The 18876-nt window shown below is 39.0% G+C and carries 17 protein-coding genes; 13 read left to right on the plus strand and 4 right to left on the minus strand.

The features are described 5' to 3' along the window. The first annotated feature begins 57 nt into the window (after positions 1-57). The 13 genes from plsX to ade all read left to right on the plus strand — a co-directional run bounded on the left by plsX (position 58) and on the right by ade (position 14528). Positions 58-996 (plus strand): phosphate acyltransferase PlsX, encoded by a 939-nt coding sequence (gene plsX / locus AC04QZ_RS21815; RefSeq protein WP_086547981.1) that lies wholly within the window; start codon positions 58-60, stop codon positions 994-996. An 18-nt stretch (positions 997-1014) separates the two neighbouring features. Next, a complete protein-coding gene (locus tag AC04QZ_RS21820) occupies positions 1015-2013 on the plus strand; it encodes a beta-ketoacyl-ACP synthase III (protein WP_086547982.1) in 999 nt (332 codons plus the stop codon). A 117-nt stretch (positions 2014-2130) separates the two neighbouring features. Then, positions 2131-2607 (plus strand): acetyl-CoA carboxylase biotin carboxyl carrier protein, encoded by a 477-nt coding sequence (gene accB, locus AC04QZ_RS21825; RefSeq protein WP_086547983.1) that lies wholly within the window; start codon positions 2131-2133, stop codon positions 2605-2607. Between the two features lie 96 nt (positions 2608-2703). Continuing rightward, the gene (gene accC, locus AC04QZ_RS21830; protein ID WP_057931790.1) at positions 2704-4044 is read left to right on the plus strand and encodes an acetyl-CoA carboxylase biotin carboxylase subunit; all 1341 of its coding nucleotides are present in this window, start codon (positions 2704-2706) and stop codon (positions 4042-4044) included. A 173-nt stretch (positions 4045-4217) separates the two neighbouring features. Further along, positions 4218-5405, plus strand: a complete 1188-nt coding sequence (locus tag AC04QZ_RS21835) for an LVIVD repeat-containing protein (protein ID WP_478359462.1) — start codon at positions 4218-4220, stop codon at positions 5403-5405. 119 nt (positions 5406-5524) lie between these two features. Continuing rightward, positions 5525-6406 carry a twin-arginine translocase subunit TatC gene (gene tatC, locus AC04QZ_RS21840; RefSeq protein ID WP_478359463.1) on the plus strand — a complete coding sequence of 294 codons (882 nt, stop codon included), beginning with the start codon at positions 5525-5527 and terminating at the stop codon, positions 6404-6406. Between the two features lie 45 nt (positions 6407-6451). Next, complete coding sequence (gene rpiB / locus AC04QZ_RS21845; protein ID WP_478359464.1) at positions 6452-6889, plus strand: ribose 5-phosphate isomerase B; 438 nt, start codon at positions 6452-6454, stop codon at positions 6887-6889. 27 nt (positions 6890-6916) lie between these two features. After that, complete coding sequence (locus AC04QZ_RS21850) at positions 6917-8551, plus strand: M28 family peptidase (RefSeq protein WP_478359465.1); 1635 nt, start codon at positions 6917-6919, stop codon at positions 8549-8551. A gap of 103 nt (positions 8552-8654) precedes the next feature. Beyond that, positions 8655-8864 carry a type II toxin-antitoxin system VapB family antitoxin gene (gene vapB / locus AC04QZ_RS21855; protein WP_086547988.1) on the plus strand — a complete coding sequence of 70 codons (210 nt, stop codon included), beginning with the start codon at positions 8655-8657 and terminating at the stop codon, positions 8862-8864. Next, complete coding sequence (locus AC04QZ_RS21860) at positions 8864-9253, plus strand: type II toxin-antitoxin system VapC family toxin (RefSeq protein ID WP_478359466.1); 390 nt, start codon at positions 8864-8866, stop codon at positions 9251-9253. Before vapB ends, AC04QZ_RS21860 begins: the two co-directional genes overlap by 1 nt. Positions 9254-9393: 140 nt before the next feature. Continuing rightward, positions 9394-10779, plus strand: coding sequence for a LutB/LldF family L-lactate oxidation iron-sulfur protein (locus tag AC04QZ_RS21865; RefSeq protein ID WP_478359467.1), 1386 nt, complete (start codon positions 9394-9396; stop codon positions 10777-10779). Between the two features lie 30 nt (positions 10780-10809). Beyond that, the gene (locus tag AC04QZ_RS21870) at positions 10810-12786 is read left to right on the plus strand and encodes an alpha-ketoacid dehydrogenase subunit alpha/beta (protein ID WP_478359468.1); all 1977 of its coding nucleotides are present in this window, start codon (positions 10810-10812) and stop codon (positions 12784-12786) included. 104 nt (positions 12787-12890) lie between these two features. Then, positions 12891-14528 carry an adenine deaminase gene (gene ade, locus AC04QZ_RS21875; RefSeq protein WP_478359469.1) on the plus strand — a complete coding sequence of 546 codons (1638 nt, stop codon included), beginning with the start codon at positions 12891-12893 and terminating at the stop codon, positions 14526-14528. A gap of 1 nt (position 14529) precedes the next feature. Here ade and AC04QZ_RS21880 read toward each other — a convergent pair whose 3' ends face one another. The 4 genes from AC04QZ_RS21880 to AC04QZ_RS21895 form a co-directional block, all read right to left on the minus strand. Continuing rightward, positions 14530-14874: a DUF5615 family PIN-like protein gene (locus AC04QZ_RS21880; RefSeq protein ID WP_086547993.1), complete on the minus strand. Its 345-nt coding sequence runs from the start codon at positions 14872-14874 to the stop codon at positions 14530-14532. Further along, the gene (locus AC04QZ_RS21885; RefSeq protein WP_478359470.1) at positions 14874-15110 is read right to left on the minus strand and encodes a DUF433 domain-containing protein; all 237 of its coding nucleotides are present in this window, start codon (positions 15108-15110) and stop codon (positions 14874-14876) included. Before AC04QZ_RS21885 ends, AC04QZ_RS21880 begins: the two co-directional genes overlap by 1 nt. A gap of 38 nt (positions 15111-15148) precedes the next feature. Beyond that, a complete protein-coding gene (locus AC04QZ_RS21890) occupies positions 15149-15757 on the minus strand; it encodes a SprT-like domain-containing protein (protein WP_478359471.1) in 609 nt (202 codons plus the stop codon). 482 nt (positions 15758-16239) lie between these two features. Next, positions 16240-18507: a helix-turn-helix domain-containing protein gene (locus AC04QZ_RS21895; protein WP_478359472.1), complete on the minus strand. Its 2268-nt coding sequence runs from the start codon at positions 18505-18507 to the stop codon at positions 16240-16242. Between the last annotated feature and the right edge of the window lie 369 nt (positions 18508-18876).

Here is an 18876-nt window from a genome sequence, read left to right on the forward strand (position 1 = left end):
CTTAGTCAACTGAAAAATTCAGGATTACACCTGACTTAACACAAACAGATTTTTTCTATGAAAATAGGCCTCGACATAATGGGCGGAGACTATGCTCCCAAAGCAATTGTTTTGGGAGCAATAGCTGCTCATCAATCGCTTAACGCTGGAGAGCATTTAGTTCTTATTGGCGATACCGAACAGATTAAACCCATTCTTGCAGAAGAAGGTTTTAATCCAGATCATTTTGAATACGTTCATACTGATGAAGTAATTGGTATGGGCGAACATCCCACCAAAGCAATCGTTCAGAAACCAAATTCGAGCATAGCAGTTGGTTTTAACCTTTTAAAAGAAGGTAAAATCGATTCTTTCGCAAGTGCTGGTAACTCTGGAGCCATGTTGGTTGGCGCAGTTTTTAGCGTTAAAACCATCCCGGGCATTATCCGCCCTTGTTTATGTACCATTCTTCCGAAAATTAAAGGCGGCACTGGCTTACTGTTAGATGTAGGTGCAAATGCTGACTGCAAACCCGATATTTTACTACAATTTGGCGTTTTAGGCAGTTTATATGCAGAAAATCTTTTGCAGATAAACGATCCGAAAGTAGCCCTGATGAATATTGGCGAAGAAGATGAGAAAGGAAACATGTTAAGCATGGCTACTTTTCCGTTAATGAAAGACACCAACCTCTTCAACTTTGTTGGTAATGTGGAAGGAAGAGATTTATTTAACGATAAAGCAGATGTAATTGTATGTGATGGTTTTACCGGAAATGTAATGCTAAAATTAGCAGAATCGTTTTATGTACTGACCATTAAAAAGGGACTTAAAGATGAATTCTTCGATCGTTTTAATTATGAACAATACGGTGGAAGTCCGGTTTTAGGTGTTAACGCTCCCGTTGTTATCGGACATGGAATTTCCAGTCCCTTAGCTGTTAAAAATATGGTTCTGCAATCCAGGGAAATGATCACCACTGGATTAGTAGAAAAAATTAGAATGGCATTTAAATAATTTATTAAAATTCTTAAAATGAGTAAAATTCACGCTGCTATTACAGCAGTAAATGGTTACGTTCCCGACTATGTGCTTACAAACGCAGAGTTAGAAACCATTGTTGACACTTCGGATGAATGGATTACCAGCAGAACGGGAATTAAAGAACGTAGAATTTTAAAGGGAGAAGGTTTAGGTACTTCTGATATGGCTGTTCACGCTGTAAACGGTTTACTTAAAAAGAGAGGAATTGATGCAAAAGAAATTGAACTGATTATCTTTTGCACCACTACTCCTGATTTTACTTTCCCTGCAACAGCAAACGTTTTAGCTGATAAAATCGGTGCTACCAATGCCTGGGGTTACGATTTACAGGCCGCTTGTTCTGGCTTTATTTTCGGGCTTTCTACAGGTGCATCGTTCATCGAATCGGGAAGACACAAGAAAGTTTTAGTGGTTGGTGGCGATAAAATGTCGTCAATCATCAACTACGAAGACCGTACAACCTGTATCATTTTTGGTGATGGTTGCGGTTGTGCTTTATTAGAGCCAAACGAAGAAGGTTTTGGTATTCAGGATTCTATCCTGAGAACAGATGGTGCAGGAAGAGATTTCTTAGGCATGAAAGCAGGTGGTTCGGTGATGCCGGCAACACATGAAACTGTTGATGCCAGATTACATTTTGCACACCAGGAAGGTCCAACAGTATTTAAATTTGCGGTAACCAATATGGCCGATGTTGCTGCCGAAATTATGGAACGCAACAGCTTAACTGCCGATGATGTGGCATGGTTAGTACCTCACCAGGCGAACAAACGCATTATCGATGCTACTGCCAACCGCATGGGCGTTACCACCGATAAAGTAATGATCAACATCGAACGTTACGGAAATACAACCAACGGCACAATTCCTTTATGTTTATGGGAATGGGAAAGCAGACTGAAAAAAGGCGACAACATCGTTTTAGCTGCATTCGGTGGTGGTTTTACCTGGGGTTCGGTATACCTTAAATGGGCTTACGACACTAACTAGTCAGAAGTTCTTAGTCCGGAGTCCGATTAATGGCCTTCAGCAATAAAAAAATAAAACAAAAAAAGTATAACTTAGTTAATTCAATAAACACTATTTTTTACATAACTAGCCTAAAAAATGGATATCAAACAAATACAGGAACTGATTAAATTTGTTTCTCGTTCTGGAGTAAATGAAGTTGCTATTGAGCAGGAAAACTTCAAAATCACGATCAAAACAAACCAAGCACCAACAGTTGTGCATGCTACCGTACCACAGGCTCCGCTTGTACAGGCTGCTGCCCCTGTTGCTACAGCTCCTACTGCTCCGGTTGCAGCAACACCTGCTGTACCAGCTGCAGAAGACACTTCAAAATACTTAACCATCAAATCTCCGATGATCGGTACTTTCTACCGTTCGGCTAGCCCAGACAAACCAATGTTTGTTAATGTTGGCGACGAAATTAGCACAGGTAAAGTAGTTTGTATTATCGAGGCAATGAAACTTTTTAACGAAATCGAAAGTGAAATTTCTGGTCGTATCGTTAAAATCTTGGTTGATAATGCTTCACCAGTAGAATACGATCAACCGTTATTTTTAGTAGAACCTATTTAGAAGCTGATTTCAGAGATTAATTTGATTTCACAGATTTGATGATACCGCTTAAATCGGTGTAATCCTTAAAATCAGTGCAATCCTAAATTAAAAATTATGTTTAAAAAAATACTAATTGCCAACAGGGGTGAAATCGCTTTGCGTATTATCCGTACCTGTAAGGAAATGGGCATCAAAACGGTTGCTGTTTACTCTACCGCAGATCGCGAAAGTTTACACGTACGTTTTGCTGATGAGGCTGTTTGTATTGGCCCCCCTCCTAGTAAAGATTCTTATTTAAATATCCCAAATATTATCTCGGCTGCAGAATTAACTAACGCCGATGCCATACACCCAGGTTATGGTTTCTTATCAGAAAATGCTAAATTTTCTAACATTTGCCGCGAGTACAACATCAAATTTATTGGTGCAACACCAGAGCAGATCAATGGCATGGGCGATAAAGCCTCTGCAAAAGAAACCATGAAAATTGCCGGTGTACCAACCATTCCAGGATCAGAAGGTTTGCTTACCAGCGTTAAAGAAGGTATTGCAATTGCAAATGAAATGGGCTACCCGGTGATCCTAAAAGCAACTGCCGGTGGTGGTGGTCGTGGGATGCGTGTGGTTTGGAAAGACGAAGATTTCGAAAATGCATGGGATAGTGCCCGTCAGGAATCTGGTGCAGCATTTGGTAACGATGGTTTATATTTAGAGAAATACATTGAAGATCCACGCCACATCGAAATCCAGATTATCGGAGATCAGTTTGGTAAAGCCTGTCACTTATCAGAACGCGATTGTTCAATCCAACGCCGTCACCAGAAATTGGTAGAAGAATCTCCTTCTCCTTTCATGACCGATGAACTTCGCGTAAGAATGGGCGAAGCCGCTATTAAAGGTGCAATGGCCGTAAATTATGAAGGTGCTGGTACAATCGAGTTTTTGGTTGATAAACACCGGAACTTCTACTTCATGGAAATGAATACCCGTATTCAGGTAGAGCACCCGGTTACTGAAGAAGTGATTAACTTCGATTTAATTAAAGAACAGATTAAAGTTGCTGCCGGAATTCCGATTTCGGGCAAGAACTACTTCCCTGATATGCACGCAATAGAGTGCCGTATCAACGCTGAAGATCCGGCAAACAACTTCCGTCCTTCACCAGGTAAAATCACCAATTTCCACTCTCCGGGTGGCCATGGCGTTCGTGTTGATACACATGTTTATGCCGGTTATTCAATTCCATCTAATTATGATTCGATGATTGCTAAATTAATCTGCGTTGCACAAACGCGCGAAGAGGCAATCTGTACGATGGAGCGTGCTTTAGGCGAATTTGTAATTGAAGGGGTGAAAACAACCATTCCTTTCCACCTGCAGTTGATGAAAGATCCGAACTTCAGGGCAGGAAATTTCACTACGAAATTTATGGAAACGTTCGAATTTTCAGAATAATAAAAGTATTTCTATACTTAATCATACAAGGAGGCTATTCAAATCATTTGGATAGCCTTTTTTATTGTTTTAGATTTCAACAATTGCCGGATAAACACCTGATAATTAATATTAAACGCCAATGCTGTAGCGTTTAATTAATTCGCTACGTTTAATAGCAAAACACTCCAAATATGAAAAAAAATCTAATTAACGCGTTACTCCTCCTACTTGTTTTCGCTGTATTTACAGGATGCAAAAAAGACGAGTATGAAATGATACAGATCGCAAAAATGATTTCTGTTCAGCAAATGAGGGCTTTACCTGTAGGGATGACCAAAGCTATTCCTGCCAAAAGAACCGGAAAAATATACATTTACAACGATTATCTTTTCATTAATGAACCCAATGAAGGTATTCATATCTACAACAATGCTAATCCGAGTGCTCCTGTAAATATGGGCTTTCTAAAAATTCCAGGAAATGTAGATTTAGCAATCCATAACAATATCCTTTATGCCGACAATTTTATTGATTTGCTCGCTTTTGATCTCTCCAACATGGGCAATATCAAACAAGTTAAGCGAGTAACTGATGTTTTCAATCAATTGGGTACCACCGGCGCTCAAAAGTATATTTACATCTATAAAGATACCCTGGTAAAGAAAGAGACGAGCAAAGTATATTATAATGATGTGGTCGCTAACAGCAGTAGCTCTTCCGGTCAAGGGGGATCGATGGCCAGGTTTACCTTGATGGATGATTATTTATATACTGTTGGCATCAATAATTTAAGTTTATTTGACGTTAAAACAGCATCGAACCCAACTTTTCTGAAGGTAATTAATTTAGGTTGGGGTGTCGAAACCATTTTTCCTTACGAAAATAAATTATTTATAGGCACCAATAGAGGTATGCATATTTTTAGTGCTACCAATCCGGCCAATCCTGTTCAACTCTCTACTTATAGCCATGTTTTTGCCTGCGATCCCGTGGTTGTTCAAGGAAAATATGCTTATGTTACTTTACGTACGGGTAATACGTGCAGGCAGGCCAGCAATCAATTGGAAGTGGTAGATATAGAAGATCCCACCAAGCCTAAACAGATTGCGGTTTACCCTATGCAAAATCCTCATGGCCTAAGCACCAGTGGTAATTATTTATTTCTCTGCGAAGGTAACTATGGAATAAAGAGTTTTAATATTACCGATAAAACCAGAATTGGCGACAACATGTTGCAGCATTTAAGTACTATTAAAAGTTTTGATGTGATTGCTGGTCCTAAATCCTTAATCGTTACAGGAGAGGATGGCGTATATCAATTTAATTATAACGATGCGGCAAAATTAAGGCAACTCAGCATAATTAAAGACCAACTTTAAAACTACTGCCATAGCCGGGTTCAATTTTTGCAGTCATTTCTCATAATAATATAAACTATTTCTATATTTAACACGTAAATACCATTCTATTCAAATAGAATGGTATTTTTGTTTTCAACATGAGCGACACTAAAAAAACTTCACTTACAAAAGCTATCGGGCAAAAGAGCACCACCTTAGAGGCAGAAATGTCTTTTTTCGATCACCTGGATGTTCTCCGTAAACATTTAATCAGAGCCGTAATTGCCATTGCCGTTTTTACGGGTATCGCTTTTTACTTCAATGAAGAAATTCTGGATAAAATAATTTTCGGACCTAAAAAACCAGATTTCTGGACCTACCGCATGATGTGTAAACTGGTGGAGCATTTTCCATCATTGGGTAAGGATATGTGTATCACCAAAATTAATGGTGAAATTATCAATACCGAGATGGCTGGACAATTTAACCTTCAGCTTAATGTTTGTGTAATGTGCGGTATTGTGGTTGGTTTTCCTTATTTATTATGGGAAATCTGGCGTTTTATTAAACCAGCATTACACGAAAATGAACGCAAATCGGCCAGTGGTTTTGTATTCTTCGCATCGGTACTTTTCATTATTGGTATCTTCTTCGGATACTTTGTGGTATGCCCATTGTCAGTTAACTTTTTAACAGGTTATACGGTAAGTGCCGAAATCAAAAATACATTCACAGTGGATTCCTATCTATCATCTGTTGCCACTTTAACTTTAGGTACAGGGATTATCTTCGAACTTCCGGTTATTATTTTCGTTTTGTCGAAACTTGGGTTGATGACACCAAAGCTGATGAGATCAAGCAGAAGATATGCCGCGGTAATTATTCTGATTATTGCTGCTATCGTTACGCCAACACCTGATATTATGACGATGCTGATTGTAGCTACGCCATTGTTCTTACTTTATGAGCTGAGTATTTTTGTTTCGGCTTATATAGAAAAAAAGAAGAAAAAGGCTGATGCTGCTTTCTATGCTAACTAACAAAAACATTACGAATAGATTTTATAATTCTCTATAAATTTGACAATGTCTGATACAAAAATTAAAATTGCTATTGGAGCGGATCACGCCGGGTTTGAATACAAAGAAATATTAAAAGATTTTTTACAGGATTACGAAGTAAAAGATTTTGGTACATACTCAGAGAATTCTGTTGATTATCCGGATTTTGCCCATCCGGTGGCCTCTGCAGTAGAAAACGGAGAATTTACTTACGGAATTTTACTTTGTGGATCAGCCAACGGTGTAGCCATTACGGCTAACAAACATCAGCAGATCAGGGCAGGTTTATGCTGGGAAAATGAAGTTGCTTCATTAGTGCGTAAGCACAATAACGCAAACATTTTATGTATCCCGGCAAGATTTGTTTCAGCAGAACAAGCCAAAGAGATTACCACAACTTTTTTAACCACTGAATTTGAGGGCGGCCGTCACCAGAACAGGGTTGAAAAAATTTCGTGTTAACCAGAAACTTAACTAACTATTATCATAATGAACAAAAAATTTTTAACCCTTGGCCTGGTATCGCTTGTTACCGTGAGTTGCTTTAGCCAGGTAAAGCCCCTTATACCGAATAAGGATGCTATAAAATTCAGTAAGGCCATTAGTCCTGAAAATGCCTACAAACACCTTTCAGTACTGGCCTCTGATGAATACGAAGGCCGTGAAACGGGAACAAAAGGCGCCTGGATGGCTGCTGATTATATCCGCGATTATTTCAAATCTTTGGGTTTAAAAGCACCAGTAAATGGCAGTTATTTCCAAAAAATTGATTTGGTTAACGTTACATTGAAAGAAAGTCAGGTAACGGTAAATGGTCAGCCTAAAGAATACCAGAAAGATTATTTAGTATCACCCAGCTTAATCAGCGATCAAGGTTTTACTTTCTCAGCCAACGAGCTTGTATTTATTGGTTATGGTTTAAAAAAAGACAACTATAACGATTTTTCAGGTACCGATATTAAAGGGAAAGTGGTTATCATGTTCAATGGTGGAGATCCAACCGTAAAACCGGGTACAAGAATTGATAGAGCAGCTTACCGTGCAACACTTGAGGCAAGGGCAAAATATTTTGCAGAAAACAATGTTAAAGCCATTATTCTGATCGATCCGGCGGTGGATAGAATAACCGAAAACACGAAACAAACCCTTAAAAATGGTAAGGTAATGGTGAAAACCAATGCCGCTATCGAAGCGCAAAAACAAAACGACATTCCACGAATCTCGATATCGGTTGCTTTAGCCAACGAATTGTTAAAGGCATCGAATACTACCGTTGCAGACCTACAAAAGAAAATAGTAGATAGCCAGGCTCCTGCCTCGCAGGTATTAAATGTACCTTTCTCTGCTAGTGCAGCAAAAACAGAAACACCAGTTAGATGCGAGAACGTTCTGGGTTATTTAGAAGGTTCAGATCCGGTACTTAAAAAAGAAGTATTGATCTTAACCGGCCATTACGACCACATTGGACTAGAAACAGATCCGAATGCTAAAGACAAAGTAAACAATGGAGCGGATGATGATGGATCGGGAACTACTGGCGTTTTATTAATGGCAAAAGCATTTACAGATGCTAAAAAAGCCGGAAAAGGTTCTAAACGCAGCATTCTATTTATGACTGTAGTTGGTGAAGAAAAAGGTCTTTGGGGTTCTGAATGGTATTCGGAGCATCCGGTTTTCCCTGTCGAAAATACTATTGCTGATTTAAATACCGATATGATTGGCCGTACAGGTGAAGAATATTTGGGCAAAGCAGATTCAGCAAACTACATTTATTCGGTAGGTTCGAAAATGTTGAGCAGCGATTTAGCCAACATCAGCGAGCAGGTTAATGCAACCTATACCAAAATGAAACTGGATTATAAATACGATGATCCAAAAGATCCTGAGCAAATTTATTACCGTTCAGATCATTATAACTTCGCGAAATTAGGCATTCCAATCATCTTCTATTACGATGGAATGTTACAACAAGATTACCACAAACCTGGTGATGAAGTAAGCAAAATCAACTTCCCGCTTCTGGCGAAAAGAGCAAAATTAACTTACTTTACCGCATGGGAATTAGCCAACAGAGCTAAACGTCCCGCAGTAGATATGGATGGAAAAGGTAATCCAAAGAAATAATAACTCTAAATTTAAGTCCCGATCTAACATCGGGACTTTTTTATGCTTAATGATGTAGCTTTCTATTTCAAGATTAAAATGTTATTTTTGATAAAACCGAGTTATGGATCAGTTGCATATTTTAGAAAAAATCAAAATGATCCCTGTTGCCTATCAGCAAGAGGTAGAAGACTTCATTGATTTTATTTTACAAAAGAAAGTAAAGAAAAAAGATGAAGAAAAAACCAAAAGGAAACTTGGCCTACTGAAAGGAAAAATGAAAATGAGTGATGATTTCAATGCACCATTGGATGATTTCAAAGATTATATGTAGTGAAAAAGTATTTGCTTGATACCCATGTTTTGCTTTGGATGTTGGATGACAATATTGCATTATCTAAAACGGCAAGGAAAATCTTAGAAGATTCAACTACCCAAATCTATTTAAGCATAGTTAGTTTATGGGAAATCACAATAAAACAGTCTCTGGGCAAGCTACAATTAGAATATTCATTAGACGAACTTATCAATTCTTGCTACGCAAGTAATATTACCATTCTTCCTATAGATTACGGAACATTAAAGATACTTAAGGCTTTGCCGTTCCTACATCGCGATCCATTTGACAGGATTATTATCGCGACGAGTATGGAATTAGGTTTAGACCTTATTTCCAGTGATGAAATAGCTAAAAAATATACCACCAGAATTATCTGGGAATAGTCTATTCAAAAAATAACAATTTTCGTTGTATTACTTTTCTAAAATAAAATCGACATGGTTTCCTATCTTTGATGTGATAACGAAATGGTTAAAAACTAAAATCAGTTAATATTCGTTACCCTATTACAAAATAACTATTGATGAATATTGCCGAGGAATTTTTAGAGAAATCTGACGAGAAAGCTTTCGATCTACCGCATCGTAAAACCATAAATTATAATATTGGTAAATATAATGCAGCTGTTGAACGCGGTTTATCAAAATTCGAAAATTTAGAGGCATCCAAGAAAAAGGCACACGTAATTAAATGGCGTGTAATGGAAAACCTCGATAAATTCCTGCCAGAGTTCGAATCAAATTTCCAACGGCGTGGCGGTAAGGTAATCTGGGCAAATGATGCCGAAGAAGCTCAGCAGGAAATCCTCAATATCATCAAAAGAAACAACGGTAAAACGGTTATCAAATCAAAATCGATGACTACCGAGGAAATCCACTTAAACGATTTTCTGGAAAAGAACAACATCGAATCTTTAGAAAGTGATCTGGGCGAGTATATTGTTCAATTGCTTGGTCAGGCTCCATATCATATTGTTACCCCGGCCATGCACCTGAGTGCAACAGATATCGCGCAATTGTTTCACGATAAATTTGGCACGCCTATCGATGCTACGCCTCCGCAGCTGGTACAAAAAGCAAGAGAATTACTCCGCGATAAATACCTAAATGCCGATATTGGTATTAGCGGCGGGAATTTTTTAATTGCTGATACGGGAAGTATTGCCTTAACCGAAAATGAAGGCAATGCACGTTTAAGCACCACATTTCCTAAAATACATATTGCGATAGTAGGCATCGAAAAGGTAATTCCTTCTATTGCCGACCTGGATCTGTTCTGGCCTCTACTGGCATCGCACGGTACCGGACAAAACTTAACGGTTTACAATACCATTTTAAGTGGTCCACGCCAGCCCAATGAAACCGATGGGCCGGAAGAAATGTATGTGATTTTATTAGATAACGGGCGCACCAATTTACTAGCCCAGAAAGACCAGCGACAGGGCCTATACTGTATTCGTTGTGGTGCATGTTTAAATGCTTGTCCGGTTTATAAAAATATTGGTGGCCATACTTATAATACAACCTATAGTGGTCCAATTGGCTCGGTTATTACCCCGCATTTAAAGGGTATGGAGGAGTTTAAACATTTAAGCTATGCATCCAGCCTTTGTGGCAAATGCTCGGAAGTATGCCCGGTAAAGATCGATATTCATAAAATGCTCTTACTTAACCGTAGAGATGCTGCTGCAGGGCACGAAAATGGCAAAAAGGAGGAAATTGGCTGGAGCATGTTCAGCAGAATGATGCAAAAACGCAAATGGATGGATTTCTTTGGTGGGAAGTTTAAAAACTTTATGCTCAAAAGGTTCTTCAAGAAGAGCTGGGGTAAATACCGGGAGATGCCTAAAGTTGCCGATAAATCTTTTGCTAAACAATGGGAAGAGTTAAAGAAAAGTCGGGAGTCTTAAGTTAAGGCTCATTAGTCAAAATAACCAGATATGCAATTTAAAAGAGGTGATAAAGACGACAAGTTCTTACTGAACTTATACAGAAGATTACTTTACCCTCGGATGGTTGAAGATAAAATGCTAAAGCTTTTGCGTCAGGGCAGAATTGGTAAATGGTTTTCGGGCATTGGCCAGGAAGCCATTGCAGTGGGCAGCACTTTAGCCATGCAAAGTGATGAGTACATTTTACCCATGCACCGCAATTTGGGTGTTTTCACTTCACGTGATATTCCTTTAAAAAAATTAATGGCTCAATGGCAAGGCAAAATTACTGGTTTTACCAAAGGCCGCGACCGTTCCTTTCATTTCGGTACGCAAGAATATAAAATCATCGGCATGATATCCCACCTGGGACCACAGATGGCCTTAGCCGATGGCATCGCGCTGGCGGATGTTTTACGCAACCAGCCCCACGCTACATTGGTTTATACCGGAGAAGGCGCAACCAGTGAAGGCGATTTTCATGAGGCGGTAAATGTTGCCGCAGTTTGGAATCTTCCCGTTATTTTTCTAATTGAGAATAACGGATACGGTCTTTCTACTCCAAAATCAGAGCAGTTCAGATGCAAAAACCTGGTGGATAAAGCCATTGGTTATGGCGTAGAGGGCATACAGATCGACGGAAATAATATTTTAGAAGTTTACGATACCATCAACCAGCTGGCTATGGAAATCAGAAAAGATCCAAGACCGGTTTTGGTAGAATGCCTTACTTTTCGAATGCGTGGGCACGAAGAAGCATCAGGTACTAAATATGTTCCGCAAGAATTATTTGATGAATGGGAAAAGAAGGATCCGTTGAATAATTATGAAGCGTATTTAATTGAACACGGTGTTTTAACACCGGATACCGTTATCGACATCAAAATCCAAGTAAAAAGAGATATAGAGCTGGAAATTGAAGAAGCTTTTAATGAAGATGAGCCGATTGCAAATGCCGATCAGGAAGAGACCGATATGTATTTCCCATACAGGCAACAGGTTATTCAGCCCGATGAATCTTCAACTGAAAAAAGGTATTTAGATGCGATAACCGATGGACTGGACCTGGCCATGCAAAAATATCCTAACCTGGTTTTAATGGGACAAGACATTGCTGATTATGGTGGGGCTTTTAAAATTACAGATGGTTTTACCACTAAATATGGCAGAGGCAGAGTGCGCAATACCCCAATTTGCGAATCGGCCATTGTCGGTGCAGGTTTAGGCCTTTCTATAAATGGTTATAAAGCAGTTGTAGAAATGCAATTCGCCGATTTTGTAACCGTAGGTTTTAATCAGATTGTGAATAACCTGGCCAAAACACATTACCGCTGGGGCGAAAAAGCTGATGTGGTGGTGCGTATGCCTACAGGCGCCGGAACAGGTGCAGGCCCGTTTCACTCACAAAGCAACGAAGCCTGGTTTACCAAAACACCGGGGTTAAAAATCGTTTATCCGGCTTTCCCCGAAGATGCGAAAGGTTTACTGCTTGCTGCAATCGAAGATCCAAATCCAGTGCTCTACTTTGAGCATAAATACCTCTACAGAAGTTTAAGTGCTCCTGTTCCTGATGGTTATTATACGACAGAAATTGGTAAAGCCGTTAAGCTTGCTGAAGGAGATAAATTCACGATTATTACTTACGGACTGGGGGTACACTGGGCTTTAGATTATATGGAGCAATATCCGGAAAGTGGCGCAACATTAATTGACCTGCGTACATTACAGCCCTGGGATAAGAAAACTGTAAGCGCAGCAGTTAAAGCAACCGGAAGGGTTTTAATTTTACATGAAGATACCTTAACAAACGGTTTTGGCGCCGAATTATCTGCCTGGATTGGAGAACACTGTTTCGCTTATCTGGATGCCCCCGTAATGCGCTGTGCGAGCTTAGATACCGCCATTCCGATGAGTAAAATATTAGAAGAAGATTTTTTAGCTAAAGCAAGACTAGCAGAAACGATTGATAAATTATTGAAATATTAAGGACCTTAATAACCCTATCGTCATGCTGTCCAGAAAATTCAGGATCAGCAGCTTAAAAGACCCTGAAATAAATTCAGGGTGACGACATCAAAAAAATCAGAAAAATGAGCAATTTCAAAGTCGAAGGGAATATCATCAACATCACCAAGCGGAATATTTTCTTTGGCGAAGTAGCCGTTGAAGATGGAAAAATAAAATCGATCACCAAAATTTCTGAACAGAAAGAAGGGGCGCATTTTATCTCCCCAGGCTTTATCGATAGCCATGTGCACATCGAAAGCAGCATGTTAATTCCAAGTGAATTTGCGCGGTTGGCGGTTGTTCATGGAACGGTTTCTACCATTAGTGATCCGCACGAAATTGCCAACGTCTGTGGCATGGAAGGTGTAGAATTTATGATCGAAAACGGCAATACCGTTCCTTTTAAATTTAATTTTGGGGCGCCAAGCTGCGTTCCGGCTACGATTTTCGAAACGGCTGGCGCTGAATTAAATCACGATGATGTAAAGGCACTTTTAGAACGTCCGGAAATAAAATACCTCAGCGAAATGATGAATTTCCCAGGTGTGCTTTATAAAGATGAAGAAGTTTTAAAAAAGATTGCCGCTGCGCACCAGTTGGGCAAACCTGTTGACGGACATGCCCCCGGCTTACGTGGTGATGCGGTTCAACAATACATCAATGCCGGAATTTCTACCGATCACGAATGTTTTACTGCAGAAGAGGCACTGGATAAATTGCAACGTGGCATGAAAATCCTGATCCGCGAAGGAAGCGCCGCCAAAAATTTCGAAGCACTGATCGATCTGCTGAACGACTGGCCAGAAATGATGATGTTCTGCAGCGACGATAAACATCCTGATAGTTTAGTTGAAAATCATATTAATCAGCTTTGCGCAAGGGCAGTAGAAAAAGGAATCGACATATTCCATATCCTTAGGGCAGCATGCATCAACCCTATTCTACACTATAAATTAGATGTTGGTTCACTCCAAATCAATGATGATGCTGATTTTATTGTGCTTGAAGATTTAAAAAATTTCAAGGTAAAACAAACTTATATCAATGGATTATTGCTTGCCGAAAATGGAAAAACAGTGGGTAATTGGGTAAAACATGTCGAAGATCGCGAATCGGTAAACCACTTCGATTGCAGTTTGAAAAAGGTAGAAGATTTTACTTACCCTTTCACCGGACAAAAAGAAATCCCTGTTATTGAGGCATTAGACGGGCAATTGATTACCAACAGAACATCTGCCAGACCAAAAGTTTTAAATCAAAATATCATTAGTGATCTGGAAAACGATGTTTTGAAAATGGTAGTCGTAAACCGTTATCACGATGCACCTATTGCAATATCGTTCGTGAAAAACTTTGGCTTAAAACAGGGTGCCATTGCATCAAGTGTTGCCCATGATAGTCATAACATTATTGCCCTTGGTGCCGATGATAAAAGTATCTGCGAAGCCGTAAATCTGGTAATTGCAGCAACTGGTGGTGTAGTGGCAATGGGCAATGGGAAAAAAGAAGTTCTGGCCTTACCGGTAGCAGGCTTAATGAGCAATCATAATGGCTACGAGGTTGCAAAAAGTTATACCTCCATAGATCAGTTTGCAAAGGACCTGGGTTCTACACTACTTGCACCTTTCATGACCCTTTCTTTTATGGCTTTATTGGTGATCCCTCACTTAAAATTGAGTGATAAGGGCTTATTTGATGGGGACGAGTTTAAATTTGTTTAAATTATTTTACCCCCTCAATCCGATCAATAAAGACATTAATCAATTTAAAATCTTTGTTAAGTTCAATTATCTGAGGCCAAAGGTTAGTAAGAACATCATGAAACCGGTTCATTTTCATGTTTCCTAACTTAATATGAATAACTTTTGGGGGAGGATTGTGTAGCAAAATACGTGAGGAAAAATCACTGTCTTTAGTAATGATGGTTAAGTTTTCTAATTGAGCATATTTCCAGATTTCGGTATCCGACCATTCATCGCCAAGCTCATATTGATGGACATATTCTTCAGAATTCCACAAAGAAAAGAATCTTGGCAAATTTACATCAATAAGAAAAACCTTTTGCATTAAGCTACGGCTTGCTTAATTACAAAACTATGGTTCATTAATTCAGTTGCATATAGCATACAAGCAGTAATATCCTCAGCTTCCAAAGATGGGTATTGCTTCAAGATTTCCTCCGAAGTCTCACCTGCTGCTAAAAATTCCATTATCGTTTGCACAGTAATTCTTTTACCTCTTATAATTGGCTTACCACTACAAATATTTGCATCAATGTATATACGGTCAAAAATCTTTTCCATAACTTAAAGTTAATCAATTAGTTTAATATCAGCTAATCTTATTCCACCACAAGAACCTCGGCTAAAGGGTTAAACAAATACAATCGTTTATCATCCAAACAAATACAACGATACCGTTTCCTGATTCTTTCGCCTTTGGTAAAGCGACGGCCATCTTTGATTTTAAAAGTGGTATTAATGGGCAATTGTTCTAAATGTAAAGTCTCGGTTTTATTGCTATCGTATTTTTTTAAAGCACGCGATAAATGCAGATCGGAACAACTTGAAGCCGCCGGGTTAGACATATAGTTATCAATCGCTCTATGGATATCATCAGGAAAGATATTCATGTCAAAAAAAGGAACCATCATGCGCTGGAAATTCTTCTTCCACTCTGTGCCATGGGGTTTTACTTTATTCTTGAAATCGTTCCAGGTGAGTAAATGGGCAAACTCATGTACGGTAGTAACCAGAAAAGCGTAATGATTGAGGTTAAAATTCACCGAAATGCGATGGCCTTTACCTTGATAAGGATGACGGTAATCGCCTAGTTTTGTAGAACGGGTTTTGGCAATTTTAAATTCACACTGAAAATAATCTATCCACTTTGCAATTAGCGGCGCTGCTGGCTCGGGCATGTACTGCGCTAAAACTTTAACCTTTTCCACGAATGCTAAGATAAATAATTTTAAGGTTTAACCACAAAAGAGACAAAGTTTTACACAAGAAAATAGAATCTTCTTGTAGCTTAAAACCACAGAGTGGGCTAAGTTTGCCCCAGAGAAAACGGAGATGTTTTAGTACCCATTAACAATAAAGTTTATAAGCTCAATAGATAAATAATCTATTTTGGGAAAAATGTGCTGTAATTCTTAAACATACAGTCGTCACCCTGAACCGAGCCTTAGCGAGCTCACCGAAGGTAATTCATTTCAGGGTCTATCTGGCAGAAAAGATGCTGAAACAAGTTCAGCATGACGATCAGATTTATAGAACAATCATTCTTTATAAACGCGCGCTAGCAAATCTGGTCCGAGACCAGTATAAATATCTATAGCAAGCCCGATCATATTCTAGTTAATAAATCCTCTTCCATGATCCTTTGTGTTCTCCGTGCCTCACGCTGTTCTCTCTCTGGTTAAAACTCGTCCTATTCCTCTGATGGAAACAATGATGCCAGCACCAGTTTAATCTCTCCGAAAGAATAATCTTTTCCCAAAAACTCCCTTATCGTAGCCATTGATTTTGTTTTCTGGCTCTCCACCGCATCAGTAATATTTCTGATCTTATTTGCCTTTACCAGTTTGGTTACATCCAATTGCTGGGTTGAAACATAATAGGCCAGGTGGCCCTCAATAGTACCGGCAGAAAAACCACGTTCTTTTGCAATTTCATCAATGGTTTTGCCTTGCTCGTAAAGCTCAAAGCTGACCAGCTTGGTGTCGGTTTTTGGCTCTTTTTTCTTTTTCTCTGCTGCAGATTTTACTTTAAGCGTTTCTCCTTTTAACTGGATTGCCTTTTGGAGCTGATTATTTCTTTCAACTGTATTTAACAATGCATCGGTATCGGCTTTGCTAAACTCTTTCCCTGCAATGAGTGCCTGCAACAAGGCTTTGCTTTTATGCATTTTTTTCAATTGCTCATACACCAGAATTTCGAGTTCTAACAGTTCGGTAACATAAGTTTTAATCTGCTTTTCTTCCTTTATCACTTCAATTTGAGCCAAGAAACGATCTGAAATCTCCTTAACCAGTGGATTAAAATATTTTAAGGCAGCCTCTACCCTTTTCGATACATTAAATAAAGTATGTTCGGTTTGCTGTGCGAAAAGATTTTTCAGCTGATTCACAAATGTATCCGCTGTGGCCGTTATTTTTTGAAAGTCGGTATAAATAGTATCGGTCCAATCTTCATGTCTTTGCTTGGCCGATTTTTCACTTTTATCAAATGTCTGACGGTGCTCTTTTAAATAGTAGCGGATCAGATTCAGATCAAATGCAGCAAGCAGGTAACTGCGGATAAAAGTATAACTTTCTACACTAATCTGCTCGTTCAGTACTTCTGATGGCTGCTTAGTTTTAGAAAAATAATGCACATTCTGATCTTGTTGCAAACCACTATCGCGCAGGTGAGAAGTTAAAACCAAACCTTTTAATGAGCGTAAGCGCGATAAGGCCACATAAGCCTGACCTGGCGCAAAAGCATCACCAACATCTATAATGGCTTTATCAAAGGTTAAACCCTGGCTTTTATGCACGGTTATCGCCCAGGCTAGTTTAATAGGATATTGAATAAACGAACCAGCTACATTTTCCTTAATCTCGTTGCTTGCTTCATCCAGCTTATATTTTACGTTCTCCCAGGTATAACGGGAAATCTCTATGACTGTCCTATCCTCGGGGAGTTCAATCTCGATCATATCTTTCTCGATATGATGTACCACACCGATTTTGCCATTGTAGTACCTTTTCTCGGCTGTCATATCATTTTTAATGAACATCACTTGTGCACCAACTTTTAGCTCTAAACTTTTATCATTGGGGTAAGCGTATTCATTAAATTCGCCCTGAATTTTTGCCTCAAAAAAGTAAGATTTACTTTTCAGCTGAGCTAGTCTTTCGCGGTTAATGCTATCGGCCTTATTGTTATGCGTGGTTAATGTAATGTAGTTTTCATCGGCCGCAGGTTTAAAATCCTGCTTAAAATGCTGTCTCAGTAAAGCGGTATCTTCAGCCGTAATTTTGTTGTTCCGAAGATTGTTCAGCAGATCGATAAATACCGAATCATCCTGACGGTAAATTTTATCCAGTTCGATATAAACCGGTGGATTATCCTGCAGGGCCAGGGCATCGAAAAAATAAATGCTCTTATAAAATTTGGCCATGATGCGCCATTCATCGTTTTTGACTACAGGTGGTAACTGGTGCAAATCGCCGATAAACAACAACTGTACCCCGCCGAAGGGAAGATTTCTGTTCCGGCGTACATAACGTAAAGCAAAATCGATGGCATCGAGCATATCGGCCCGCAACATACTCACCTCGTCGATGACCAGCAACTCCAGTTCCTGCAACATGCGGCGTTTATTGCCCTGCATGTTTAAATGTTTTACTAAAGTTTTTGGCGTATTGAAGTTGAAATTGATATTTTCATTGATCAAGCCTCCGGCAGCATCTGGAAAGAAAGAACCGAAAGGAAGTTGGAAAAGCGAATGGATTGTTACCCCCGATGCATTGATTGCAGCGATACCGGTTGGTGCTACAATTAAGGCTTTTTTATGCGTAAGTTTAATCAGTTTCCGTAAGAAAGTTGTTTTACCTGTACCTGCTTTTCCAGTCAAAAAAACATGTTTCGAGGTATAATTAACAAATTTAGCCGCAATTTCTGCAGGCATAGAAGTTTCTTCTAAAGTGGGCATCGGCAGTAAAATTTTAGTTTACAATAAACGGAGGGATGAATAAAGCTAAACATTTTAGCACAAAACTAAACAATGATTGATGAGAAAATTAAATTTTCAGAGGATAATTTTTGATTTAAGCATTTGTTTAATCAATACAGTCTTAGTTAGCCAGAATAAAAAACCTTAATAGAATTACTGCAAAAGCAACCTAAACCTGACAGAAACGACAGCTCCCGTCCCGATTTTACATCGGGATTCGTCGGGACTATAGTGTATGGCAGGACTGTAATAACAAAAAAACCACTGTCCCTGCTTTTCTAAATCTATTCAACCACACTATAAAACAATACAACAACCTAACAATTAATGATAAAGCTTTTTCTTATC

The organism is Pedobacter folensis (assembly GCF_056490665.1).

Coding starts and splice junctions, on each gene's coding strand:
- plsX (WP_086547981.1), top strand. CDS start 58: ATGAAAATAGGCCTCGACATAATGGGCGGAGACTATGCTCCCAAAGCA.
- AC04QZ_RS21820 (WP_086547982.1), top strand. CDS start 1,015: ATGAGTAAAATTCACGCTGCTATTACAGCAGTAAATGGTTACGTTCCC.
- accB (WP_086547983.1), top strand. CDS start 2,131: ATGGATATCAAACAAATACAGGAACTGATTAAATTTGTTTCTCGTTCT.
- accC (WP_057931790.1), top strand. CDS start 2,704: ATGTTTAAAAAAATACTAATTGCCAACAGGGGTGAAATCGCTTTGCGT.
- AC04QZ_RS21835 (WP_478359462.1), top strand. CDS start 4,218: ATGAAAAAAAATCTAATTAACGCGTTACTCCTCCTACTTGTTTTCGCT.
- tatC (WP_478359463.1), top strand. CDS start 5,525: ATGAGCGACACTAAAAAAACTTCACTTACAAAAGCTATCGGGCAAAAG.
- rpiB (WP_478359464.1), top strand. CDS start 6,452: ATGTCTGATACAAAAATTAAAATTGCTATTGGAGCGGATCACGCCGGG.
- AC04QZ_RS21850 (WP_478359465.1), top strand. CDS start 6,917: ATGAACAAAAAATTTTTAACCCTTGGCCTGGTATCGCTTGTTACCGTG.
- vapB (WP_086547988.1), top strand. CDS start 8,655: ATGGATCAGTTGCATATTTTAGAAAAAATCAAAATGATCCCTGTTGCC.
- AC04QZ_RS21865 (WP_478359467.1), top strand. CDS start 9,394: ATGAATATTGCCGAGGAATTTTTAGAGAAATCTGACGAGAAAGCTTTC.
- AC04QZ_RS21870 (WP_478359468.1), top strand. CDS start 10,810: ATGCAATTTAAAAGAGGTGATAAAGACGACAAGTTCTTACTGAACTTA.
- ade (WP_478359469.1), top strand. CDS start 12,891: ATGAGCAATTTCAAAGTCGAAGGGAATATCATCAACATCACCAAGCGG.
- AC04QZ_RS21880 (WP_086547993.1), bottom strand. CDS start 14,874: ATGCAAAAGGTTTTTCTTATTGATGTAAATTTGCCAAGATTCTTTTCT.
- AC04QZ_RS21885 (WP_478359470.1), bottom strand. CDS start 15,110: ATGGAAAAGATTTTTGACCGTATATACATTGATGCAAATATTTGTAGT.
- AC04QZ_RS21895 (WP_478359472.1), bottom strand. CDS start 18,507: ATGCCCACTTTAGAAGAAACTTCTATGCCTGCAGAAATTGCGGCTAAA.